Annotated in this window: 25 protein-coding genes and 1 riboswitch; of the genes, 14 read left to right on the top strand and 11 right to left on the bottom strand. The window is 33.4% G+C overall.

Annotated features, from left to right (window positions below; all coding sequences use genetic code 11):
• Positions 1-88 precede the first annotated feature (88 nt).
• The 4 genes from ACA31_RS11605 to ACA31_RS11590 all read left to right on the top strand — a co-directional run bounded on the left by ACA31_RS11605 (position 89) and on the right by ACA31_RS11590 (position 3,072).
• Positions 89-1,006: an ABC transporter substrate-binding protein gene (locus tag ACA31_RS11605; RefSeq protein ID WP_057513477.1), complete on the top strand. Its 918-nt coding sequence runs from the start codon at positions 89-91 to the stop codon at positions 1,004-1,006.
• A gap of 247 nt (positions 1,007-1,253) precedes the next feature.
• Complete coding sequence (locus tag ACA31_RS11600; RefSeq protein ID WP_057513476.1) at positions 1,254-1,664, top strand: MarR family winged helix-turn-helix transcriptional regulator; 411 nt, start codon at positions 1,254-1,256, stop codon at positions 1,662-1,664.
• Positions 1,665-1,823: 159 nt separating this feature from the next.
• Positions 1,824-2,204, top strand: a complete 381-nt coding sequence (locus tag ACA31_RS11595; protein WP_057513475.1) for a VOC family protein — start codon at positions 1,824-1,826, stop codon at positions 2,202-2,204.
• A 58-nt stretch (positions 2,205-2,262) separates the two neighbouring features.
• Positions 2,263-3,072, top strand: coding sequence for a Cof-type HAD-IIB family hydrolase (locus tag ACA31_RS11590; RefSeq protein ID WP_057513474.1), 810 nt, complete (start codon positions 2,263-2,265; stop codon positions 3,070-3,072).
• Between the two features lie 97 nt (positions 3,073-3,169).
• Here ACA31_RS11590 and ACA31_RS11585 read toward each other — a convergent pair whose 3' ends face one another.
• A complete protein-coding gene (locus ACA31_RS11585) occupies positions 3,170-3,592 on the bottom strand; it encodes a universal stress protein (protein WP_057513473.1) in 423 nt (140 codons plus the stop codon).
• 77 nt (positions 3,593-3,669) lie between these two features.
• The gene (locus ACA31_RS11580; protein WP_057513472.1) at positions 3,670-4,734 is read right to left on the bottom strand and encodes a quinone-dependent dihydroorotate dehydrogenase; all 1,065 of its coding nucleotides are present in this window, start codon (positions 4,732-4,734) and stop codon (positions 3,670-3,672) included.
• A 265-nt stretch (positions 4,735-4,999) separates the two neighbouring features.
• Between ACA31_RS11580 and ACA31_RS11575 the strand changes: the two genes are divergently transcribed.
• Positions 5,000-5,857 carry a fructosamine kinase family protein gene (locus tag ACA31_RS11575; RefSeq protein WP_057513471.1) on the top strand — a complete coding sequence of 286 codons (858 nt, stop codon included), beginning with the start codon at positions 5,000-5,002 and terminating at the stop codon, positions 5,855-5,857.
• 108 nt (positions 5,858-5,965) lie between these two features.
• Here the strand turns inward: ACA31_RS11575 and ACA31_RS11570 are convergent, their stop codons facing one another.
• Positions 5,966-6,199 (bottom strand): DUF896 domain-containing protein, encoded by a 234-nt coding sequence (locus ACA31_RS11570; RefSeq protein WP_057513470.1) that lies wholly within the window; start codon positions 6,197-6,199, stop codon positions 5,966-5,968.
• Complete coding sequence (locus tag ACA31_RS11565) at positions 6,183-7,154, bottom strand: LLM class oxidoreductase (protein WP_057513469.1); 972 nt, start codon at positions 7,152-7,154, stop codon at positions 6,183-6,185. The genes ACA31_RS11570 and ACA31_RS11565 overlap by 17 nt, the downstream gene beginning before the upstream one ends.
• 312 nt (positions 7,155-7,466) lie before the next feature.
• Here ACA31_RS11565 and ACA31_RS11560 point away from each other — a divergent pair, with 312 nt between their 5' ends.
• Positions 7,467-8,261 carry a trypsin-like serine peptidase gene (locus ACA31_RS11560; protein ID WP_057513468.1) on the top strand — a complete coding sequence of 265 codons (795 nt, stop codon included), beginning with the start codon at positions 7,467-7,469 and terminating at the stop codon, positions 8,259-8,261.
• A gap of 64 nt (positions 8,262-8,325) precedes the next feature.
• Here ACA31_RS11560 and ACA31_RS11555 read toward each other — a convergent pair whose 3' ends face one another.
• Both ACA31_RS11555 and ACA31_RS11550 read right to left on the bottom strand, forming a co-directional pair.
• Positions 8,326-8,889, bottom strand: coding sequence for a TetR/AcrR family transcriptional regulator (locus tag ACA31_RS11555; RefSeq protein WP_057513467.1), 564 nt, complete (start codon positions 8,887-8,889; stop codon positions 8,326-8,328).
• Positions 8,890-9,094: 205 nt separating this feature from the next.
• Entirely contained in the window at positions 9,095-10,054 is a 960-nt protein-coding gene (locus ACA31_RS11550) for a DMT family transporter (protein WP_057513466.1), read from the bottom strand.
• Positions 10,055-10,367: 313 nt separating this feature from the next.
• On the opposite strand from ACA31_RS11550, the gene ACA31_RS11545 reads away from it, so the two are divergent.
• The 3 genes from ACA31_RS11545 to ACA31_RS11535 all read left to right on the top strand — a co-directional run bounded on the left by ACA31_RS11545 (position 10,368) and on the right by ACA31_RS11535 (position 13,505).
• Positions 10,368-11,723, top strand: coding sequence for an amino acid permease (locus ACA31_RS11545; protein ID WP_057513465.1), 1,356 nt, complete (start codon positions 10,368-10,370; stop codon positions 11,721-11,723).
• Between the two features lie 60 nt (positions 11,724-11,783).
• Complete coding sequence (locus tag ACA31_RS11540) at positions 11,784-12,722, top strand: nucleoside hydrolase (RefSeq protein WP_057513464.1); 939 nt, start codon at positions 11,784-11,786, stop codon at positions 12,720-12,722.
• 201 nt (positions 12,723-12,923) lie between these two features.
• The gene (locus tag ACA31_RS11535; protein WP_057513463.1) at positions 12,924-13,505 is read left to right on the top strand and encodes a M23 family metallopeptidase; all 582 of its coding nucleotides are present in this window, start codon (positions 12,924-12,926) and stop codon (positions 13,503-13,505) included.
• A gap of 238 nt (positions 13,506-13,743) precedes the next feature.
• Here ACA31_RS11535 and ACA31_RS11530 read toward each other — a convergent pair whose 3' ends face one another.
• Both ACA31_RS11530 and ACA31_RS11525 read right to left on the bottom strand, forming a co-directional pair.
• Complete coding sequence (locus ACA31_RS11530; RefSeq protein WP_057513462.1) at positions 13,744-14,397, bottom strand: DNA-3-methyladenine glycosylase family protein; 654 nt, start codon at positions 14,395-14,397, stop codon at positions 13,744-13,746.
• A 13-nt stretch (positions 14,398-14,410) separates the two neighbouring features.
• A complete protein-coding gene (locus tag ACA31_RS11525; protein ID WP_057513461.1) occupies positions 14,411-14,764 on the bottom strand; it encodes a DUF488 domain-containing protein in 354 nt (117 codons plus the stop codon).
• Positions 14,765-14,904: 140 nt separating this feature from the next.
• Here ACA31_RS11525 and ACA31_RS11520 point away from each other — a divergent pair, with 140 nt between their 5' ends.
• The 5 genes from ACA31_RS11520 (at position 14,905) to ACA31_RS11500 (ending at position 20,330) form a co-directional block, all read left to right on the top strand.
• Complete coding sequence (locus ACA31_RS11520) at positions 14,905-15,345, top strand: 6-pyruvoyl trahydropterin synthase family protein (protein WP_057513460.1); 441 nt, start codon at positions 14,905-14,907, stop codon at positions 15,343-15,345.
• A 160-nt stretch (positions 15,346-15,505) separates the two neighbouring features.
• A complete protein-coding gene (locus ACA31_RS11515; protein WP_057513459.1) occupies positions 15,506-16,549 on the top strand; it encodes a PTS transporter subunit IIC in 1,044 nt (347 codons plus the stop codon).
• Positions 16,550-17,076: 527 nt separating this feature from the next.
• Positions 17,077-17,838, top strand: coding sequence for a hypothetical protein (locus tag ACA31_RS11510; RefSeq protein ID WP_057513458.1), 762 nt, complete (start codon positions 17,077-17,079; stop codon positions 17,836-17,838).
• A gap of 140 nt (positions 17,839-17,978) precedes the next feature.
• Positions 17,979-18,087: riboswitch (SAM riboswitch) on the top strand.
• Between the two features lie 61 nt (positions 18,088-18,148).
• The gene (locus tag ACA31_RS11505; RefSeq protein ID WP_057513457.1) at positions 18,149-19,306 is read left to right on the top strand and encodes an aminotransferase class I/II-fold pyridoxal phosphate-dependent enzyme; all 1,158 of its coding nucleotides are present in this window, start codon (positions 18,149-18,151) and stop codon (positions 19,304-19,306) included.
• Between the two features lie 19 nt (positions 19,307-19,325).
• Positions 19,326-20,330 carry a D-lactate dehydrogenase gene (locus tag ACA31_RS11500; RefSeq protein WP_057513456.1) on the top strand — a complete coding sequence of 335 codons (1,005 nt, stop codon included), beginning with the start codon at positions 19,326-19,328 and terminating at the stop codon, positions 20,328-20,330.
• Positions 20,331-20,421: 91 nt separating this feature from the next.
• Here ACA31_RS11500 and copZ read toward each other — a convergent pair whose 3' ends face one another.
• From copZ to ACA31_RS11485, 3 genes are all read right to left on the bottom strand, one after another.
• Positions 20,422-20,628: a copper chaperone CopZ gene (gene copZ, locus ACA31_RS11495; protein WP_057513455.1), complete on the bottom strand. Its 207-nt coding sequence runs from the start codon at positions 20,626-20,628 to the stop codon at positions 20,422-20,424.
• A gap of 56 nt (positions 20,629-20,684) precedes the next feature.
• Complete coding sequence (locus tag ACA31_RS11490) at positions 20,685-23,069, bottom strand: heavy metal translocating P-type ATPase (RefSeq protein WP_057513454.1); 2,385 nt, start codon at positions 23,067-23,069, stop codon at positions 20,685-20,687.
• 166 nt (positions 23,070-23,235) lie between these two features.
• Positions 23,236-24,687, bottom strand: coding sequence for a SulP family inorganic anion transporter (locus ACA31_RS11485; RefSeq protein WP_057513453.1), 1,452 nt, complete (start codon positions 24,685-24,687; stop codon positions 23,236-23,238).
• Positions 24,688-24,692 lie beyond the last annotated feature (5 nt).

The following is a 24,692-nucleotide window of genomic DNA, read 5'->3' as shown; positions in this document are numbered from 1 at the left end:
ATTTTAAATAGTAATTCTTTATATATGATTGTGTTTAATATAACTTCCTGTATAATTTAAAATACTATAAAAAAAGGGGACAAAAACAATGAAGAAACTATTATTACCTTTGTTAGTGTTGGTGCTTATACTTGCAGCATGTAGCAATGCCTCAGAAGACAAGTCGTCTAAAAAAGATAGCGAAAAAACAACTTACAAACAAGATTCAGGAGATAAAGTGAAAATACCTAAAAATCCTAAGCGTATTGTCGTTTTAGGTGCAACATATGCAGGTGGTTTAAAACAACTTGATGCAAATATTGTAGGTGTTGCGAATATCGTTGATGGCAGTAAAGTATTAAAAGAAAAATTTAAAGATGTTGAGAAGGTAGATGCTGAAAATGTAGAAAGTGTCGCGAAACTCAAACCAGATTTAATCATTACTTATAATACAGATAAAAACTTAAAAAAAATGAAAAAAATAGCGCCAACTGTTGCTTTTGATTATGCAAAACACGACTATAAAGAACAACACTTAGCGCTAGGGAAAATTGTAGGCAAGGAAGATAAAGCGAAAAAATGGGTTGAAGACTGGGAGCAAAAAACAAAAGATGATGGTAAAGCAATCAAAGATGCCATTGGAGCAGATACAACAGTGTCTATCATCAAAGATTTTGATAAAAAAGTCTATGTACTAGGTAAGACATATGGTCATGGTAGTGAGATTTTATACGACTCATTTGGTTTGAAAATGCCAGAGACAGTAGAAAAAGCAACAAAGAAAAATGATTTAGCTGATATCTCAGAAGAAGCGCTTCCTGAGATGGCTGGTGATTATGTTGTGACTCCTGTAGCAAAAGGATCTGACTTATCATTTGAAAATAAAGAAATTTGGAAAAATACTGAAGCGGTACAAAACAATCATACATTTAAAGTAGATGAAGGTGTTTATTGGTTGAATGATCCATATTCATTAGAATACGAACGTAAAGATCTAAAAGAGAAATTATTAAATAGCAATTCATAGTGAGTTGGACATACTGAAAGGACTTTTTATTTATAAAGCCTTTCAGTATGTTTTTTACTGAAAAGTATATTGCGAGTGGTATGGAAGCGTACTTTTTTATTTAATAATGAATGTGTTAATCTTAAATGAACAACTTACTTTTTAATGATAAATTAGGGCGGTTGAATCAATATAAGATGTCATGTAAAAAGATAAATGCAATGCAAAATAAATATAGATGTTAGACAAGTGTTAGGGCGGGTGTTATATGGAACAACAGCAAAAAATAAATAATTGGATTGAAATGACAAAGTATGTGCACTATACAGAATCATTAATAGAAAAAAACTTAAAACAACAATATCATTTAAGCTTAAAAGAATTTTATGTACTATACGAAATTTATACAGCAACTGGAAAAAAATATAAAATGAATGATTTAATCAAAATTGTAGATTTGAGTCAAAGTGCAATGTCGCGTTTAATTGTAAGGATAGAAAAAACAGATCGTCCTCTCGTCTATCGACAAGAATGTGTTGAAGATCAGCGCGCTATGTACATCTATCTAACTAAAGAAGGATTAACAATGACTAAACAAGCATTGGACACATATGAACAATTGATCGAAAAGATAGACCTAACGCATATTCGTAAACTCACTCAAATTAATGATGGTTAATTCATTAGAGCTTATTTTCATGGTATAACCTAGGAAATAGTCACTTGAACTATAAGTATAATCATAAGAGCATAAGTATTAAATAATCTGAATCAGAGGATTAATGACCCATATAGAGTGGGATGTGGTATGGTGAGTAAAAATAGGGGGCATGTTAAAATGAATATAAAATCAGCATGGCTAAATTTACCAGTAAAAGATCTTAAAGCAAGTGAAGCATTTTTTAGTGCAATTGGCTTTGAAATTCAGCAAAATGATGCAGTTTTGGATAAAATGAGAGGAATTCAAACGATTGATAATAAAATAATCATGCTTATCGAATATAGCCAATTTAAAAAAGCAGCCCACCTTTCTAATATAGGCTCAAATGAGGCATTAGTTTCTATTTCCGTATCCCAGTCTCAAGATGTTGATGCATTATTAAATAAAGTTGAAGAAGCAGGCGGTAAAGTATTGCAGAGTGGTACGATGCTAGAAGGATTTTATGGTGGTTTGTTTAGTGACATAGATGGCCATTTATTTAATATTATTGTGATGTAAAGTAAGTAGATATATAAATATTGTTAGGGTGGATAACGAATTTGGAAGGATGTTACCGATGATAAAAGCAATTGCAGTAGACAAAGATGGGACGTTATTTAAATCCAATCATACTTTTGATGAAATATATTTTGAAAAAATATTTAAAGAAGTAACGAAACGTAATATGAAATTTATTGTAGCAAGTGGAAACCAATATGCTCAATTACGATCATATTTCCCAGGAAAGGAAGCACAAATTACGTACGTAGCAGAAAATGGTGCCGTTACATATGTTAATGATACGTTAGTGTCTTCCTCACATTTTGATCAACAACTTACTTTTAATATTCTGAAGACAATCATGGTGGATTATAATATATCTGATGTTATAGTAAGTGGAGTTAAATCAGCATATGTTAAAAGTGATTGTAGCGATGAATTCATGAATTTTATTACCAACTATTACTATGATATTGAAAAAGTTGAAAATTTTAGTGATATCAAAGATGATCAGTTTGTTAAAGTGGCGATGAGAATCAAAGATGACAACATCGTAAAGCAAGTGAAATCTGGTTTGGAAAGTGAATATGCGCATGAAATACGTGCTGTGACAAGTGGTGCTGAGAGTGTGGATCTTATTTTACCTGGAGTGAATAAAGGTGTAGCAATTCAAGCACTTTTAAACCAATGGGGAATAGAGCAAGACGAATTATTAGCTTTTGGAGATGCTAATAATGACTTAGAAATGCTTGCATTGACGACACATAGCTATGCTATGGCAAAATGTAGCCCAGAACTTGAAAAGATAGCTCAACACCGTGCACCATCTAATGATGAATCTGGTGTATTACAAGTGATTGAAAGTTACTTAAATCAAGAAGGATAAAGCATACATAGAAGTCGAAAATAATCGACGGAAATTCTAAATAAAATAAAGGAAGCTTCCAAGTTTGAAATGGAAGGTTCCTTTATTTATATGGCTATTATTTTATAATTAATACAGGGAGATTCGCGCTGTTAGCAATCTTATGAGTGACATTACCAAGGACATTTTTAATGTCTGGTTTTGCACGTTTATTACTCATGACGATAATGTCATATTGATTTTCTTCAACTTCTTGTAGAATAGATTGCTTGATGTATCCTGTACTAAATCTCACGCGAACATTTAAACCGAGATCTTCTAATTTTTGCACAAATGAATCTAGTTTTTTGCCTTTTTCGTTCGCTAATTCTTCAAAATGTTTACCATCATAGCGTAATGAGGTTTGCAACTCTCCTTCAGAAATAACATTGAAAATTGTAATTTCAGCGTCATCTACGCCAGCAGTTAAGTTTTGTAGTTCTTTCGGAACGTTATCGAATGTGTTGCCAAAGTCATAAGCTAATAGTACTTTCTTGTACATAATAGCGCCTCCTTTATTATTTACATACCCTAATAAAAATAATGTAATATGAGTTTAAATTAAATAATTGCTGAATTTTATACGTCTAATCCTATAATATCACTTATATGTTCATAACCTTCTGTTTTAAGGTATTTTGCCAAGTTTTTATTTAATTTTTTAGTTAGTCCTGGTCCTTCAAATACTAAAGCACTATAAAGTTGTACGAGTGAAGCGCCATGACGCATCATTGTAATAACGTCATTTGTATTAAATATACCACCAGTACCAATAATTAAAAATTGACCATTTGTTTGTTTATATGCATAAGAAATGAGTTCTAGATTACGTTCAAATAGTGGTCTGCCACTCAAACCACCAGTTTCATGTCGATTGTCAGAATGTAACTGTTCACGTTTTTGAGTGGTATTAGCCAAAATAATACCATCAAAAGTTTCAACGATGGGGTGTAACATACGACCTAAACTATCTAAATCAAGATCTGAAGTCAACTTGATAAAAATAGGAACGTTGATATCGTGACTGTCTTTATAAGATTGAATTGCAGAACAAAGCTGTGAGAATTCATCTTTGTCATGGAAGCTTTGTAAATTTTTAGTGTTAGGTGAGCTAATATTCACAGTGAAGAAAGTTATATCATTTCTAAATGTATCGATTACTTTTATATAATCTTGATAACGTGATTCATAATCAGTAAATTTATTCACGCCGACATTTAAACCTACTGGTACTTGATAGCGGTATTTACGTAAATTACTAAGTGCCTTATTCATACCTAAATTATTGAAGCCCATACGATTAATCAAAGCGTTATCCTCAACTAATCGGTACATACGTGGTTTTGAATTACCAGGTTGTGGTTTAGGTGTAACGCCACCGAGCTCTATAGCACCAAAACCAGCTTTTTCTAAAGCTTTAGGGACTTCACAAGATTTATCAAATCCTGCTGCAAGACCAATTGGATTGTCAAAAGGAATACCATGAATTTCTTGATGTAGTATCTCATGCTCATAATTAAATAATTGTTCGATGACTGGTAATAATTTAGAATGTTTTTGTACGAATTTCAGTGCGTCGATAGTCATACCATGTGCTTTTTCAGGATCATATTGAAATAAAATAGGTTTGATTAGTTTATACATGAGATTATCACTCCATTAATCGAATTTTATTAGTATTGAAAATATGTACTTAAGCCAAAAGTTAATTTATGTTATTAGCTATATTGAAAATGATGTCTTTAATAGACTAGCATTTTACTGAATATATGCCTAGAGTAAATCAAGAGAATTTTAAGAAGTGTCACATAAAAAGTATGGCAATAAGCATTATTGATTAATATGTGTTGAAAACGGTAATAATAATTAAGTATTGATATTATAATTTAATAGTTAGGGAGGGATACAAATGAAACCAGAATGGCAAGCACAACTTCCATTAAGTCATATAGAATCTATTTCATCTGTTGGCGGTGGAGATGTGAATGAAGCATTTCGAGTAAAAACACCAGATGAAACTTATTTTTTGCTCATACAACGTGTCCGTAATGAAGCTTTCTTTGCAGCAGAAATTGCAGGTTTAAACCTTTTTGAACAAGCTCAAATTACTGCGCCTAAAGTGATTGGAAGCGGAGAAATTAATGGCGATGCTTATTTACTATTATCCTTTTTAGCTGAAGGCACGACTGGTAGTCAAAGAGAATTAGGACAGCTTGTTGCGAAAATGCATAGTCAACAACAATCATCTGGAAGATTTGGCTTTGATTTACCTTATGAAGGTGGAGATATTTCATTTGATAATAGCTGGACAGATTCATGGACGACATTATTCGTGGAACGCCGACTGGACCATTTAAAAGATGAATTGTTGAGATTAAAACGCTGGACAGATGACGATGCTCAAACATATAAACATGTACGTAAGGTCATTGTAGATGCGTTGAATAAGCATACAAGTAAACCATCCTTATTGCATGGAGACTTATGGGGAGGCAACTATATGTTCTTAGAAGATGGTTCGCCTGCACTATTTGATCCATCACCATTATATGGTGATAGAGAATTTGATTTAGGTATTACTACTGTGTTTGGTGGTTTTAATCAAGCATTTTATGATGAATATAATAAGCATTATCCATTGGGTGAGGGTGCAGAGGTACGTCTAGAATTTTATAGACTTTATTTATTAATGGTACACTTAGTGAAATTTGGAAATATGTATGCGAGTAATGTTGATCGTTCAATGCAACAAATTTTAAACGATTGATATAAGTAATTGCATTTTGTGAAACTCAAAAATAGTAAACGGTTGTTCGCTTGGACTTGAAAGCGAACAACCGTTTTTTTTATGAATATTTATTATATAGTCATAGATTTAATTTAAATCTAAAGTGCCCATATCTTCACGTAATTTATATACTTTATCTGGTGTAATGTCTTCACCTAAAGGGTCAACGACTTTCAAAGTTGAGAATGTGTTAACGACTTGGCCACGAATCATTTGTAAATATTCTTGTCTTAATACATGTTGTTCTTGTTTTTCTTCAATGCTCAATGTTTCAACTTTTGCTTTATTTGCGAGTATATTAATTCTATCTAATAGTGTCATAATTTTTTTCCTCCTGTAATTCATGAGGTGGGAAGTGTGGAATAACATAATTTCCAACCTCTGTTAATATATTTTTATAAGTTCTTTCATTTTCAATTAAATGGAGCATAATATGATTCGTACCTATACGTTTATATGATTTTAATATTTTTATTAAAGTATTTCTACCTAAGCGATAACCACCTTTAATAGGTTTAACCAACTCATCTGGATTCATCGACAAATCGATAACAAGTGGATGCATAAAAGGTTTAAATACATCGTTTTGATGCCACTCTTGTAATAATTTCTTTTGTCGCTGGAAATCTTGTGGATAAAACATCCAGCCATCCATGTGCTCTTTTAACCAAGATATATCTTGGTTTGAATATCCAGTAGCAAACATTGGAATATGCTTATGTTTGGGTAATATTTGTAAACCGGCATCCTCATATAATTCAAATATAGAATTTGATATTTGTGGCGAATGTGTTTTCCATAAATCACTTATAGAGGTTATCGCTGTTTGAAATTGCTCAGTTAAATGGTCTGTATTTACCTTGAAAGCTGGAAATTCGAATGATCGATCTCCTGTAGCAACACCTAATAATAATCGCTCATTTGAAATCAAGTCAAGAGAAGTAGCAGCTTTTGCTATATGAATTGGATGACGTAATGTAGCAACAATACTAGATGTTCCGAGAGCGATTTTCGATGTCTTGGCACTGAGATAAGATAAAAATACAAACGGATCGTAGTTTGTCGTTACATTTCCTAAATGTGGGCTATAAAGTGGACTGTCCCGTACAAAAAGGCTCGTAAATCCAAGTGTTTCAGCATATTGTGCTAAATCAACTTGATGTTCCAACGACAATGCGATGTGTTCAGAATTATCAAAAGGTAACGTTAAGCCTAACGTCAAATGATCCTGTTGAAAAGTCCGTTTGAAACCATTGTGTTTTTGAATTGTTGTCACGTCTATCCCTCCTAACTTTATTTAACCAACACGTATTATCTAACTAACATGTGTTGTTTAAGTGTATTGTATTACGTCAATAAATATAATGCAAACAACATGTTTATTAATTTATCGTCTAAACGACATAAAGAGAAATGTGTTCTTTTGAAAGTGATACTATTTTCGAAGATAGGGTATAACCTAAGAATGTACTATTAAAAAACTTATAAATTAAGGTGATATATTTTCGGAATCTAATATAATTATTTGATTATTTTTGAAAAATTCTTTAAATTTTAATAGTATAATATATTTGATGGAGGGTTATTCATGTTTATAAGAAAAATGATAGGTAGTATAGTTTTTTCTTTAGTAATATTATCCGTAATTGCACCATTTAGTAGTTCTGCAGCTACGGATACTCAAAACAACGATACAACAAATCAGCCAAACGAGACGCAACAAAATGATAATACAACTAATAATCAGTCATCAGAAGTTATGCCCAGGGTTATACTACCTGATGAAGATAGAACACAAATTGAAAATACAACTACAGGTCATTACCAATCGGTAGGGTATATTAATATGGGAGAAAATATAGCGACAGGCGTAGTCATAGATAAAAATACTGTACTAACAAATAAGCATGTTGCTAATCTTTCAAACGGCGATATGACATTTGCACCTTCAGCTAAAAATGAAGAATCATTTCCAAATGGTGAGTTTACTGAAAAAGATATCCAAGCTTATCCTGGTCAAGAAGATTTAGTTCTTGTACATTTCAATACAAATAATGAAGGACAATCTGTAGGTGATGTGGTGCAACCCGCAACGATTCAAGATGCATCAAGTGTTAGTAAAGGCGATCCTGTGACAGTAACTGGCTACCCTGGTGATAAATCATTAGCTACAATGTGGGAAAGTAAGGGAGAAGTATTAACAAATAGTGGCACGAAACTTACATATGGTGCGAGTACATTTGGTGGCAACTCTGGTTCTCCAATCTTTAATGCGAATAATGAAGTAGTAGGATTACATTACGGTGGCATAGAAGGAGAAAGTAATAATGGTGTCGCGTTAACTGGTGATGTATTAAACTTTATTAACGAAAACAAAAAATAGTTTTTTGAAAAATATTAAGCCTCTAGAGCAAGTAGGCGTTGCTTTAGAGGCTTTTTTGTATAATTTATTTTAATACTTGACTCATAAACAAGGGTAGTGCTTTTTCGATATAGTTATGTGCAGAAGTATTACTTGTATGAAACCAATGTTTAGCTGTGCCATAGAGCCCCCAAGATAAAAAGCGAGCACTCATAGCTAATGCTTCTCTATCTTCAGTTGGGTGTTTTTGTACGATTAACGTTAAGAAAATATCTTCCAGTTCTTCTTTCACTCTCTTTTCAACCACTTCACCGTAAGCAGCACTATTTAGTTTACATTCATTATGTGTTTCTTCAATATAACTCGTAATTGTGATGAACGTTTCGCATAATGTTTCTTCATTAAGTTCAGAAGCAAGCGTTAAGTTATCGTTTAAATTTTTAAGAATGGTTTCTGACAACGTGTAGTCCATAATGTCATATTTATCATAAAAGTGAGCATAGAATGTGGCACGGTTAACAGTTGCGCGTTCAGTTATATCCTTCACTGTAATGGTTTGTAACTTTTTTTCTTTAGCAATATCACGAAAGGCATCCATCAATAATTTTTTGGTTCTGGTAATTCTTGGATCAACATGTGTTACCGTCATTAACCTCAAACCTCCTCTGATTTATATAATTAGCGATTTTAATTTATATAAATTATCTTGCTTTCAAATGTGAATGTCAATGTGACTGTTTTTTTTAGTCTACTGTAAAATTTCAATATATATTTCATAGTTTAAACCTATTGTATAACATTATATTTACGCATAGTATCAATTGTTGTGTGACAACTTAGAATTCATTAAACTTTTATATTTCACTATTATTTTCTCTGATTTTACCATTCATAAAACTATATATAAAAATACCTAGCGTAATAATGATAATACCTGCAATACTAACAGGATCTGGCAAAGGTAAACCTAAGAAGAGCATTTCACCAATAAGTGTGAAAATGATTTCAGTAGCTTGAGTGGCTTCAACGGCTGCGAGTTTCGCTTGATTATGTTTCACCATGTTTGTTGCATAGAAAAAAAGCGTAGTCGCTATGATACCTGAAAATATCGCTACTAAAAATGATTGTAATACTTGGTTTGGAGATGGCAATCCGCTACTAAACACGCCAATAGCAAAGATTACTAACCAAATTGGTAACGTAATAAGGGTCATCCCATATATGCGTTCTATTGTAGTTAACTTGTTGTCTACGAGTTCCATCATTTTTCGATTGCCTAATGGGTAACTAAATGCTCCAATAACTAAAGGAAGGACGGAAAGAATAAAAGTTTTCATTTCTATAGTGGAAACTTGTGGAATCTGAACAAGTACCACACCGAAAACCATCACACTTGAAGTGCCAACAGAACGCCAGGAAACCCGTTCTCTAACCTTAACTAATTGATTGTCAAATTGAATATACTCATAAAAGAACGGTGCAAGTAATAAGCCACAGATAATTGTTAATTGCCATGTTGCCGATATAAGCCAACCTGGACTATAGTTAGAAACAAAGGTAATAGGTATATAGAAAAAGACAAACCCGAGTGTACTCCAAAGTAGCCATTGTAAAAAGTGCGTTTTAATATGTTTGAGTACATGAGAATGGCGCTTTTTAATATATATGAAAATAAAAAGAAATGGAAACATAAATATAAAACGTAACGAAGCACTGAATAGCCAATTTCCGCCACTACTTGCCATTGAATGATTAAGTATAAAAGTGACTGAAAAAAATAATGCTCCTAGAATACCAATGAAAATCGCACGCATTGAAGACCCCCTTACAGAAAAATAAGTTAATATTTTTAATTTAACAGTTTTTTAAATATAATCAAGGGTAGACTATCTATATGCATAATTAAAAATATGATGCACTGAGTTACATTATTCACATTCAATATTGGAGGAATATGGATAAATAAGTGCATTTTTCTTTTTATTTGTAAGCGCATACATACATGAGATGCTAATGTATCTTTACAAGAGTGGGATTAAGAAAGTGAATTTTTGATTTATAACTCATATCTATGAAAAATAGTATGATATAAATGTACGGAAATTTCGAATTAAGGGGTTAGGAATTATGGCAGAGAGATTAAAAAGAGAACTTAGCAATAGGCACATACAATTAATTGCAATAGGTGGCGCGATTGGGACAGGCCTATTTTTAGGTGCAGGACAATCAATTCATTTAGCAGGCCCTTCAATTTTACTTACATACATCATTGTTGGTTTTGTATTGTTTATGTTCATGAGAGCAATGGGCGAAATGTTACTATCGAATACTGAATTTAATTCATTTGCTGATATTACACACGAATATGTTGGTCCGTTAGCAGGTTTTATAACTGGATGGACATATTGGTTGACCTGGATTATTTCAGGTATGGCAGAAGTAACGGCGGTTGCAAAGTATGTATCATTTTGGAATCCAGAAATTCCGAACTGGTTATCTGCACTTGCCTGTATATTGTTATTAATGTCATTTAACTTATTAAGCACGAAGTTATTTGGTGAATTAGAATTTTGGTTTGCAATTATTAAAGTTGTTACAATAATTGCATTGATTATTGTAGGTATCGCAATGATTATAATGGCTTATAAAACGCCATTCGGTCATGCGAGTATTTCTAATATTTATAGTAATGGTGGCATTTTCCCAAATGGTATGTCGGGATTCTTGATGTCATTCCAAATGGCTATTTTTTCTTTCCTTGGTATTGAAATGATTGGTATTACAGCAGGGGAAACCAAAAACCCGCATAAAACGATACCACAAGCGATTAACAATGTACCATTCAGAATATTAATATTTTATATTGGTGCGATTGCGGTAATTATTTCGATTATACCTTGGAATGAATTAGATGCTAGTAGTAGTCCATTTGTTAAAGTGTTTGCATTAGTAGGTATTCCGTTCGCAGCAGGCATTATTAACTTTGTTGTATTAACTGCAGCGGCATCGGCTTGTAATAGTGGGATATTTGCTAATAGTAGAACGTTGTTTGGTTTAGCAGACAGAAAGCAAGCACCACCCAAATTTCAAGTAACTAATCGTAATGGTGTACCCGTAACAGCCATATTAGTAACTTGTGCATTGCTATTGTTCGCGGTGCTATTGAATTATTTTATACCAAATGCGACAACTGTGTTTGTTTATATTAGTACTGTTTCTACAGTGTTAAATATATTGATTTGGACACTTATAATGATTGCTTATTTTAGATATACGAAATCGCGACCTGATTTACATAAACAGAGTAAATATAGAATGCCAGGTGGCAAAATCATGTCGATTTGCATTATTGTATTCTTTGTATTTATTTTCGGGATATTATTTGTGAATTCTGAGACACGAATAGGTGTTATCTTTACACCGTTATGGTTAGTTGTACTTGCATTAATGTATAAACAATACAAAAAACATGCTGCCTCATAATTTTAACTTTTAATTTTGAAAAGCACATGACATGTGAATTTTATGATTGGAGTGAAGCAAATGGGTAAAAAAATTATTATGGATTGTGATCCAGGACATGATGACGCAATTGCTTTAATTTTAGCTGGTGCAAAAAACAGTTCACTTGAAGTATTAGCAGTAACTACAGTGGCAGGTAATCAATCTGTTGAAAAAAACACGAAGAACGCATTGAATGTGCTTGAAGTTATGGGTAGAGGAGATATCAATGTGTCAGTTGGTGCAACACGACCTCTAATTAATCCTGCTTCATTTGCCTCGCAAATTCATGGTGATACTGGTTTGGATGGTCCGAAATTACCTGAAGTGCCATCACTTAAACCAACACAACGCCATGCTTCTGATGTCATTATCGAAACATTAAAGCAAAGCAAAGAACCAGTTACTATTATTGCTACAGGACCATTAACGAACATAGCAACTGCATTAATTAAAGATCCAAGTATCACGCAAAATGTCGATTCTATAACAATCATGGGAGGTGGCACGTTCGGGAATTGGACGCCAAACGCGGAATTCAATATTTGGGTAGATGCTGAAGCGGCTAAACGTGTCTTTGATAGTGGAGTGACGATTAATGTATTTGGACTAGATGTTACACATCAAGTATTGGCAACAGATGAAGTGATTAACCGATTTAAGCGTATCGACAATCAAATTGCTAGATTCGTCGTTGAACTTTTGGAGTTTTTCAAATCAACTTATAAAACACATTTTAATATGGATGGCGGCCCAATACATGATGCGTGTACTATCTTGTATTTATTACAACCAGACTTATTTACGATGCAGCATACAAACATAGATATTGAATACCAAAGTTCGCTTACATATGGGACGATGTCAGTCGATTTAAATGATATTACGCATAAAGAAAAAAACGCTTATTTTGCTACTGCAGTTGATGTAGAACGTGTGTGGAAACTTATGGAAAACATGCTTCGAAGTTATAGTTCTTAAAAATATATATTATTTTAATGTCGAAGAAATATAACTTAAAATAAGATTAATGAAAAAGTCATTGTATAAACGATATATGATGACTTTTTTTGATATCAAACTAAAGTATGAGTCGTTTTCAAGCTGTATGATTAGCGTATCAAAACTATAAAAAGTATACTAATATATCATAACTTAAATATATTAAAGGTGATTTGAATAGTGAAAAACACGATAAAAACAACTGTCTTACTTATTATAATAATAGTTCCGTTAACACTACTCATTATTAACATAGACGTCATTCAAGACAGCCTGAATAAAACTTTTACTGAAGAAAGTAGCAACGAGACTGATGAAGATGGTGGTAACTCGTTTAATATGTTGTTTGATGGAAGTAGAGAAACAGAAACATTTGGTGAATACAAGAGAAGTAATTTTGATGGCAAACATTATGGTATAGATTATCATTTGCCAGAAGACACGCCTATAAAAGCTGCCTCAGATGGTACGGTAACACGTATATTTAATAACGAATTAGGTGGGAAAGTCTTACAAATTTCGGAGTCAAATGGTCAGTACCATCAGTGGTATATGCATTTAAATGAGTTTAAGGTTGAAGTAGGTGACGAAGTGCAAGCTGGCGATGTCGTTGCACTTTCAGGAAATACTGGTGAACAAACTACAGGTGCTCATCTTCACTTCCAAAGAATGCATAGTGGCGTAGGTAATACGTATGCTGAAGATCCTAAATCATTTGTAGAAAATTTGCCTGATGGCGAAAAAAGTTTATATAAGAAATAATATAAAAAAGTTTGAATACAAATATCTCTTTTTTAAAATGGAAATGATCAAGTTATTAGTTTAAATGGATTGCACAGTAACGCTCTCAGAACGTAAACACACCAAATGCTATAAAAGCATTTGGTGTGTTTTATTATAGATGTGTTTTATTTTATATGCATTTACGTTGATATGAGTTCAATTAATGGATGATCATGATATGAAAATCAGACTTCTGTTCCACTCCTGTGTCTATATATTAATCATTGATGTCATGTATGGAATCATAAGCTAAATAATTTTGGTGTATCGCTTCCCACAAATAGAATGAACCAATAGAGGCACAATGCTCCCAACGTTCAGAACATAAGGAAAGCTGTGCTTTTCGTTGCTCTTTAGTTGTATCGTACAACCATTGCGCTGACCTTTGTAGACCAACATCATTTACAGGGACAACATCTAGACGCTGTAATGTAAATAATAAAAAAACTTCAGCAGTCCATTGCCCAATACCTTTCACTTCAGTTAATGTACGAATAACTTCATCGTTGCTTAACTTGTGTAAATTGTCTAGGTCTAGTTTTCCATGTTGTATATGTGTTACCAAATTATGAATATAATTAATTTTAGATTTAGATAAACCAAAGGATTTCATTTGAGTATCTTCAATTTCAGACAGTTTATCAACTGTCCATTCATCATTGACGGTATCAGTTAGCTGTTTGAAAATAGATACGGCCACTTTTACTGTAATTTGTTGTCCTATTATAGAGCGAATTAAAGATTTTAATGGGTTAGGACGAATATTGATTTGGAGATTGCCAATATTTTTAATAAGTAATGCTAATGTTGCATCTTTTTTAATTAATTGTTGAACACAGTCATCTTGTACATGAATATGCCATGTGGTCATTTCTAACACCACCTTATTTTAACAAGTCTTGAAGTACGACAGCTTGGTTATGTGCTTCATCTTTAGCTGCAAATAGTAAAATAATATTTTTTTTAGTATGAGATATGATTTCTTTGAGTTCATTAAATGCTTCTTGCTGAGTATCATTTTCACGTAACTCTTTTTCATATTTTTCTTTAAAAGCAGCGTACAATTTAGGATCATGATCGAACCATTTTCTTAACTCAGATGTAGGCGCAATTTCTTTCAACCAATGATCTAAATTTACATCCTCTTTAGACACACCTCTTGGCCAAACTCGGTCTACAAGTATACGTTTACCATCTTTTTGTTCTTTATCATAAATTCTTTGAATATGAATAGTCATATGATTCATCCTTTCTATAAATAAAAACCCTCTTACAATACTAAATTACCTATAATGAATATAGAAAAACATAAACACTATAATTATAGAAGAATGAGAAAGGGTATAAAGATACAAAGAGAAAAAAGGGAGTGACTTTAATGACAAATTTCGATAATGTGCAACTACCTCAACAATTCAAATATAGAGATAACGATGTATGTATAAAAAACTATTATGAATTTACATGTGACAATCGCATTTATTTCACTGAAAAATTCCACAAAGATTTAGAGCATCATTTATACAAATTTAACATTGAAATTTTATCCGCAATTGATGATTACGGTCTAGCAATAGATTTTAACGAAGTTGATAAGTTATATAAAAAGGAAATTGCACCTTATTTAGACGGGAAATTAGTGAATGAAACGTTGCCGGATATGAATACAACTGCTGAAAATATCGCTTTTTGGATTTGGGAACAATTTGATCGCTTATTACCAGAAAATAATAAACTGCAAAAGCTGGAATTTTTTGAAACTGAAACACAAGGTCTCGTAATAACTTCTGAATTAATGGAAGAAACTAAAAACCATTAGACTCAAAATAAGTAGCTGATAGATTACTTAATCGTTATCTGTTGGCTTTTTTATTTGCTGTTTTACTAGATTATTATAAAAAGTTAAATACGGAATAAATATTCTGAAAATTATGATAATATGATATATTAGTAATTATTACAGCTTAGGAGGAACTTCTATGATGAAAATCAGTCCGAAACAATTTATAAACAATGTATTATCAGGTGTAGCAATAGCGATTGTTGCAGGTCTGATTCCAAATGCAATTTTAGGTGAACTTTTTAAATTTCTTTCACCAAAGCATCCAATATTCGAAACCATGTTACAAGTAGTAGAAAGTATACAATTTACAGTACCACTTCTTGTAGGAGCATTGATCGCAATGCGCTTCAATCTAACGCCGTTAGCTACAGCAGTAGTTGCAAGTTCGGCATTTGTTGGTAGTGGGGTTGCACAATTCAAAGATGGGATATGGATGCTTGTAGGCGTTGGGGATTTAATCAATACAATGATTACTGCAGCAATTGCAGTGTTTTTTATATTAATAGTAGGAGAACGTTTTGGTAGTTTAACGTTAATTATTTTACCAACAATTGTTGGAGGCTTGGCTGCTTTTATAGGCATTCTCATATTGCCATACATACAAATGATTACTACAGGTATAGGTAATCTAGTGAATTCATTTACAGAATTACAACCTATATTAATGTCTATGCTTATTGCACTTGCATTCAGTTTCATAATTATTTCACCAATATCCACCGTGGCCACAGCGCTAGCCATAGGTATAAGTGGTCTAGCAGCAGGTTCTGCTTCGCTTGGTATCGTAGCGTGTGAAGGTGTACTTGTTGCAGGAACAATGAAGATGAATAGAGCAGGCGTGCCGATTACGATTTTCCTAGGTGGTGTTAAAATGATGATACCGAATATGATAAGACATCCTATTATTTTATTACCAATTTTTACAAACGCACTTATCACAGGATTTGTAGGTGGACTCATTGGTATAGAAGGTACAAAAGAATCTGCTGGATTTGGTATTATCGGACTTGTAGGCCCAATTAGTGCTTTTAAATTTATGGAAGACTCAATATTAATGAATTTATTATTTGTATTTATTGCATTCTTTGTAGTTCCATTTATTATGGGTTACTTAATTAATACTTTCTATATGAAAGTATTAAAACTATATGATAGTAATATCTATAAATTCTTAGCATAAGATGTTATATGTTTTGAATATGAAATGAGAGATGATTTGTAATAAATTAGTATTCAAATTGGTTTTTTGAAAATACATTCAGATAATCTAAAAGGCCACATAATAGTGGCCTTTTTATATTTTGATAAAATTCATTGCAAGTTTCGTCCAAAATTATAATTTTTATGTCGAATTTTAATTTTACAGTTTGGTAACAATAGACAGTTTGTAATATTTCAGACTATATAAAAAATTTTTATAAAAATCGATATGAAGCGCAATATAATAACATTTAGAGGTATATGAAAAGTATATTTTATTTGTTTAGAGCGTGACAAAACAAAACGATTATATTTCAATATTACAAAGAGAAGCTTTATCTGTAACGTTTTGTTATCTTAGTGTAATATAATGAGTCGAAATTTATGGTATATTATTTGTGGCGAAAAAATAACACATAAAAATTAATTGCTTGAAGCACATAGGATAATTTAATTAACGAAAATATAATTTTACTTAAAAAGATTTAAATGGAGGATTTTTTAATCATGAAGAAGACAATTTTAGCATCATCATTAGCAGTAGCATTAGGTGTAACAGGATACGCAGCAACAGCAGACAACAATCAAGCTCACGCTTCAGAAGAAAACATCGACAAAGGGCATTTAGCTGAATTAGCACAAAGTAGTGCTGCAGAATTAAATGAAAAACCATTACACGCTGGTGCGTACAACTATGATTTCGTAGTAGGCGGTTATGAATATACTTTCACTTCAGACGGTCAAACTTGGTCATGGGAATATGATGTAGCAGGTGCTCAAACTGCATCTTCTAACGTAACTACAACAAACACAACTCAAGACGTTAGCGAACAAGCAACGGCTAACACTAATGAAAAATCAGCAAGCGAAGTAAGTACGCAACAACAATCAAGTAATGTTGATGTAAAACCAGTTGCAGCTCCTAAAGCTTCAACTACTACAAAAGTTGAAACTACACAAACAAGTGCAGCAACTAAAACTTACGAAGCTGCAAAAACTTCAGCTGCTTCAACAGGTGGATCAGTTAAAGCTCAATTCTTAGCTGCTGGTGGTACAGAAGCTATGTGGAATACTATTGTATTACCTGAATCAAGTGGTAACCCAAATGCTGTTAACTCATTAGGTTACAGTGGTTTAGGTCAAACTAAAGAGTCATGGGGTACTGGTTCAGTAGCTACACAAACAAAAGGTATGATTAACTATGCTGAACAACGTTATGGTTCAGTTGATGAAGCATTATCATTCCGTTCTCAAAATAACTGGTGGTAGGATTCAAATTACTAAATCATAAAATTTAGTGATATAAATTAAGAGAGTGACTCATAAGAGTCGCTCTTTTTTTATATACTTCAAAGTTTATTGACAAGGGTGAATATTCTGATAAAATTAAAACTAATTAAATAAATAAAAACTTATCCAGAGAAGTTGAGGGATTTGGCCCTATGAGACTTCAGCAGCAGACTTATGTCGTAAGTACTGTGCTACTTCCAACAAGTTACATGACTTGATAGATAGGTGACATGTGAAAACTATATGCCACTTCATTGGGTATATAGTTTTTTATATAGGAGGACTTTTAATGTCAAATTCAGATAGATTAGCACAAATTCCTGATAGTTATTTTGGTAAAACGATGGGACAAAAGGTTGAACACGGGCCTTTATCATTAATCAATATGGCAGTCGGTATCCCTGATGGCGAAACGCCAAAAGGTATTATTGATTGTTTCGCTGATGCGATACGTTTTCCTGAGAATCAGAAGTATGTAGCATTTCATGGTAAAGATAGTTTGAAACAAGCAATTGTAGATTTTTATGAAAGACAGTACCAAGTAGAGTTAGATAAAGAAGATGAAGTTTGTATTTTATATGGAACGAAGAATGGTTTAGTAGCTCTCCCAACATGTATTGTTAATCCGGGAGAACATGTATTGCTACCAGATCCTGGCTATACGGATTATTTGGCAGGGGTAATGTTAGCAGATGCGCAACCTGAGCGATTGGTACTTAAACCGCCATATTATTTACCTGAATGGAATAAAGTGGATAAAGATGTGTTAGCTAATACACGTCTAGTTTATTTAACATATCCTAATAATCCAACTGGTTCAGTGGCTACAAAGGCTGTATTTGATGAAGCTGTCGCAAAATTTGAAAATACTAAAACTAAAATTGTTCATGATTTTGCATATAGTGCATTTGGTTTTGATGGTAAAAATCCAAGTTTGCTTCAATCTGAAGGTGCGAAAGATTTAGGAGTAGAAATTTTTTCATTATCTAAAGGGTATAACATGTCAGGATTCAGAGTGGGCTTTGCTGTAGGGAATAAAGACATGATACAAGCCTTAAAGAAATACCAATCACATACGCACGCTGGTATGTTCGGTGCGTTACAAGATGCAGCTACATACGCACTGAATCATTATGATGATTTTTTAGAAGAACAAAATGAAACATTTAAAAGACGTAGAAACCAATTTGAAGCAAAACTAAAAGACGTAGATATACCTTTTGAACCAATGAAGGGCGGCATTTTCTTATGGTTGAAAACACCATTTGAATACGATGGCGAAGCGTTTGTTGAATATTTATTACAACACAAATCTATACTTGTTGCACCTGGCATACCTTTTGGTGAACACGGGCGTAACTATGTACGTATTTCATTGGCGCTTGATGATCAAGCATTGATGGAAGCAGCAGAGCGTATTCAATCGCTTAAATCTCTTTATCAATAAAAAAGTAGGAGGAATTCAGATGACAAGTATCAAGATTTTTGGCGTGCGTGAAGAAGATATTCCATACATAGAAGCATGGGCAACAAAAAACAAAGTAGAGGTCGATTTAGATAAAGATTTACTTACTTTAGATACAGTGGGTCGTGTAGAAGGATTTGATGGTTTATCTTTATCACAGCAAATTCCATTAGATGAAGCAGTATACAAAAAATTACATGATTTTGGCATTAAACAAATTGCGCAACGAAGTGCAGGTTTTGATATTTATGATATAGATTTAGCTCGAAAATATAATTTGATTATTTCAAACGTACCTTCATATTCACCACATTCAATTGCAGAATATACAGTGTCTCAAGCACTTAACTTAATTCGTAATTATAATGATATCCAACAAAAAACAGCAATTTACGATTTTAGATGGCAGCCACCAATATTATCACGTTCTATTAGAAATTTGAAAGTTGGCGTAATCGGCACGGGACGGATTGGTTCTATTGTAGGGAAAATTTTTGCTCAAGGGTTTGACGCTGAAGTTGTGGCATATGATATTGAACCGAATGAAGCATGTAAAACATATTTAACTTATAAAGATAGTGTGATTGAAGCTGTAAAAGATGCAGACATTGTCACTGTGCACATTCCAGCTAGCAAAGAAAATGATTATTTATTTGATGAAGCGTTATTTAAAGCATTTAAGAAGGGCGCTGTGTTTATCAACTGTGCACGTGGTACGATTGTAAAGACAAGCGCACTTATAGAATCGTTGGATAATGGAATGTTAAAAGGTGCAGCGCTTGATACTTATGAGGGTGAGAAAGGATTGTTCCCGAGTGATCAAAGAGGCAATGAACTGAAAGATGATATTTTAACTCAATTGATTGAACGTCAAGATGTTATTGTGTCTCCTCATATAGCATTTTATACAGATGCAGCAGTTGAAAATTTAATTGTGGATGCACTAGATGCAACAGTAGAAGTATTGAGTACAGGTGATACAGGGCTTCGTGTTAATAATTTGTAAAGTGGTTTTAACTCAATATTAAAATTAAGATAAAAATAATATAGTGGGCGCATCAGAGATGAAGCGTCCACTATATTTGTGTTCTATTTACTTATTTTATATCATAACCTTGGTCTTCGATTGCTTCTTTCATATGAGACATCTCGACTTTACTGTCATCATAATCTACTTTAACGTTATTTTCTTCAAGGCTAACATCTGCTGTGGTAACACCATCAAGGTTAGTAAGTGCTGACTCTACTGCTTGTTTACAGTGCTCACAACTCATGCCTTCTACTTTAATTGTTTCTGTAGTCATACAAATCACCTCCTTAAAATAATAAATGCCTTTATCATGATTATTTCAAAAATGAATTATAATTTCATGCGTTTAAGTCTCAATGCATTAGTGACGACACTTACAGAGCTTAATGCCATTGCAGCTCCAGCAACCCATGGTGCGAGTAATCCCAATGCTGCAATCGGTATACCAGCTACATTGTAACCAAATGCCCAGAATAAGTTTTGACGTATATTGCGTATCGTTGCTTTACTGGCCTTCATGGCTTTCGGAATTAATAATAAGTCGCCACCAAGGATTGTAACGTCAGCAGCTTCTATGGCAACTTCTGTACCTGTACCAATTGCAATCCCAATGTCTGCTTGTACAAGTGCTGGTGCATCATTGACACCATCACCAACCATGGCTACTGTCTTGCCTTGAGCTTGTAGCTCTACAATTTTTGAGGCTTTTTCTTCAGGTAGTACTTCGGCGATTATTGTATCGATACCTACCTGTTTTGCAATAGCTTGTGCGGTACGTTCGTTATCTCCAGTGAGCATCACGACTTCAATATCTAAATCATGAAGTTGCTGAATTGCTTCACTTGTTGAAGATTTAACAGTATCTGCAACAGCGATCGTCCCTTTTAATTTGCTATCTATGGCAATCATCATTGCTGTTTTTCCATCTTGTTCAAAATGTGATAATTGTGTTTCTGCACTGTTTATTGCAATATCTTGTTCTGTCATAAATTTGCGATTACCAACGTGTAATGATTTACCGTCAATTGTCGCTTTTATACCATGGCCTGGTATTGCTTCGAAATGTGTTACTTCTAAAAATGGTATATGATTCTGTTTAGCGTAATTCACAATAGATTCAGCTAAAGGATGTTCAGAACCTTTTTCTGCACTGGCGAGTAGTTGTAACACTTCATCATCACCATCGAAATCAGTGACTATAGGTTTACCATTTGTAATTGTACCTGTCTTATCTAATACAACAGTATTGACTTGGTGTGTACGTTCAATATGTTCGCCACCTTTAAAAAGAATACCATTCTCCGCAGCTTTTCCAGTACCTACCATAATAGAAGTAGGCGTAGCTAATCCAAGTGCACAAGGGCAGGCGATTACGAGTACTGCGATTGCAGCAACTAATGCAGGTTCGAATTGTCCTGTTTGTACAAGTGTAATCCATACAATAAATGTGAGTAAAGCAATGGCAACTACAATCGGCACAAAATAGCCAGAAATAATGTCAGCAAGACGTTGAATAGGTGCTTTAGATCCTTGTGCTTCTTCTACAACTTTAATAATTGAAGCGAGCGCTGTATCTTTGCCAACTTTAGTTGCTTCTACTGTAATAGAACCATTTTTATTCATTGTAGAACCGATGACGTTATCATTTTGAACTTTCTCAATGGGAATAGATTCACCAGTTAACATAGATTCATCTATAGAAGTGGTTCCTTTAATGACTTTACCGTCTACAGGTATTTTCTCACCAGGTTTAATGACAAGATAATCGCCTTGTACAACCTCACTTAATGGAATCATTAGCTCTTCTTGATTACGTAACACACGTGCTTCTTTTGCTTGAAGGTTGAGCAATTCACTTAAAGCATTCGTAGTTTGTGTTTTTGCGCGTGTTTCTAAATATTTTCCGAAGAGAATCAGTGTAATTAGCACTGCACTCGTTTCAAAATATAGATGCGGCGTATAATTTGTAAGGCTTAGCCATTTTATCATTTCATATAAACTATAGAAGTATGCAGCACTTGTACCTAAGGCGACAAGCACATCCATGTTGGCAGAGCCATTGCGTAAATTTTTATAGGCACCTACGTAAAATTGCCAACCGATAATAAATTGAACGGGTGTTGCTAATGCAAATTGAAACCATGGGTTCATAAAGATATAAGGGATTTGCATACCGAAAAGGTGCACAAACATTGTAAGTAATAAGGGTGCTGCTAAAATTGCTGAAATAATAAGTTTAGTACGTTTGTGTTTTAACTCTTGTTCCTTTTGCGAACTTTTTTCACTGGCTGCTTGTTTCGGTTTTGCATCATAACCTATTTTTTGAATTTTTTTAATCAAATCATCAATAGAAGTCATTTCTGGATTATAAGCAATCGTTGCATTTTCAGTAGTTAAATTGACATTAGCATGTTCAACGCCAGCGTCACGGTTTAATACTTTTTCAATTCTATTCGAACATGCGGCACAGGTCATGCCTATAACATCGAGTTCTATTTTTTCGGTTAAGACGCCATAACCTGTTTTTTCAATGGTCTGTGTAAGGATATCTATAGTTGTTGATTCTGGATTGTAAGCAATCGTGGCTTTTTCTGTTGTGACGTTTACAGTTGCGTCTACATTGTCTATTTTATTTAAGTTTTTCTCTATACGATTTGCACATGCAGCACAACTCATACCAGTGATACCTAAAGTCGTTTTTTTCTTTTCAGTCATGAAGACAACCTCCTTTCATTGTGTTGCAGAGTAGTTTTTTAAATTTCTGTATTCTCAATATACCCCCACTGGGTATAAATGTCAATTTTTATGTTTAAAAAAAGAGATTGAAATAAGGGCATAGTTTTAAAAACTTACCGATATTTCAATCTCATAGATTAATATTTTATAAAAGATGTTGCTTGTTTACTTTGCTTAATTCTGAAACAATTTTACGACTGTCTTTATTGAGGTGTTGTACATAAATTGTGTTTTTTTTCTTATGATAGTTTTCTATTAAAGTATCAATCGCATTCACTGCGGAATCATCCCACAAGTGAGCTTGACTAAAATCTAAGTAAATGGTCTTATAACGTAATTCTAAATCAAGTTGATTCATCATAGAATCTATAGAGACAAAGAAAATTTGACCTTTGATTTTGTAGTGAATTGTCTCATCGACTTCTTCGTAATCTACAGTAACATTTGAAATTTTTGTAGCAAAACAAAGGGCACTTACAATGACGCCAACGATAACACCTAGGGCAAGGTTACTCGTGAATAGCACAATAGCTACAGTGAGTACCATGACTAATGCATCAGTACGTGGTGCTTTTTTCATAAATTGGAATGAATGCCAATCAAATGTTCCTACAGATACCATAATCATGATACCAACTAATATAGGCATAGGAATTTGAACCACCCAATCTCCAAACACGATAATTAACACAATCAAAAACACACCAGCTGTAAAAGTAGAAAGACGCGTTGTTGCACCAGAGCGAACATTAATTACGGATTGACCAATCATAGCACAGCCACCCATTGCACCAAAGAAACCAGTAATTAAGTTGGCAATACCTTGTCCACGTGATTCTCTATTTTTACTACTATACGTATCAGTTGCTTGGTCTACGATACGTGCAGTTAATAAACTTTCCACAAGTCCAACAATTGCCATAGATAAAGAATAAGGCAAAATAATTTGTAATGTTTCTAAGTTAAATGGCACATCAGGAATGAAAAATTGAGGCAAGGAACGTGTGATTTGTCCTAAATCACCAACAGTTTCGACTTTTGCGCCAGTCGCTAAGTATACAATAGTAAGTAAAATAATTGCGATAAGTGGCGCGGGAATTTTATTAAATATTCGTGGTAATAAGTAAATAATTAGTAGTGTAGTAATAACAAATAAATATGTAGGTATCGATATACCAAATATATGTTTGATTTGTGTCATAAAAATGAGGATCGCTAAAGCATTAACAAAGCCAATCATGACAGAGTTTGGGATAAACTTCATTAAACGACCTACCTTTAACACACCAAAAATAATTTGAATAACACCCATTAAGATTGTTGCTGCCAGTAAATATTGAACGCCATGATCCTTTACTAATGGCACGATGACTAAGGCAACAGAGCCTGTAGCTGCTGAAATCATTGCTGGTCTACCGCCAACGAAAGAGATGACAACTGCTATAATAAATGAAGAATATAGACCGACCATAGGATCTACGCCGGCAATAATAGAGAATGAGAGGGCTTCAGGAATGAGCGCAAGTGCCACAAGGATACCAGCTAGAATATTGGCTCCCGGGGCAGTGAGCCATTCTCGTTTAAGTTTATTTAACATCTTCT

It is taken from the genome of Staphylococcus sp. NAM3COL9, assembly GCF_001431205.1.
Classification (GTDB): Bacteria; Bacillota; Bacilli; order Staphylococcales; family Staphylococcaceae; genus Staphylococcus.
The sequence above is the reverse complement of the archived record's forward strand: the minus strand, read 5'-3'. Positions and strand labels throughout refer to the sequence as shown.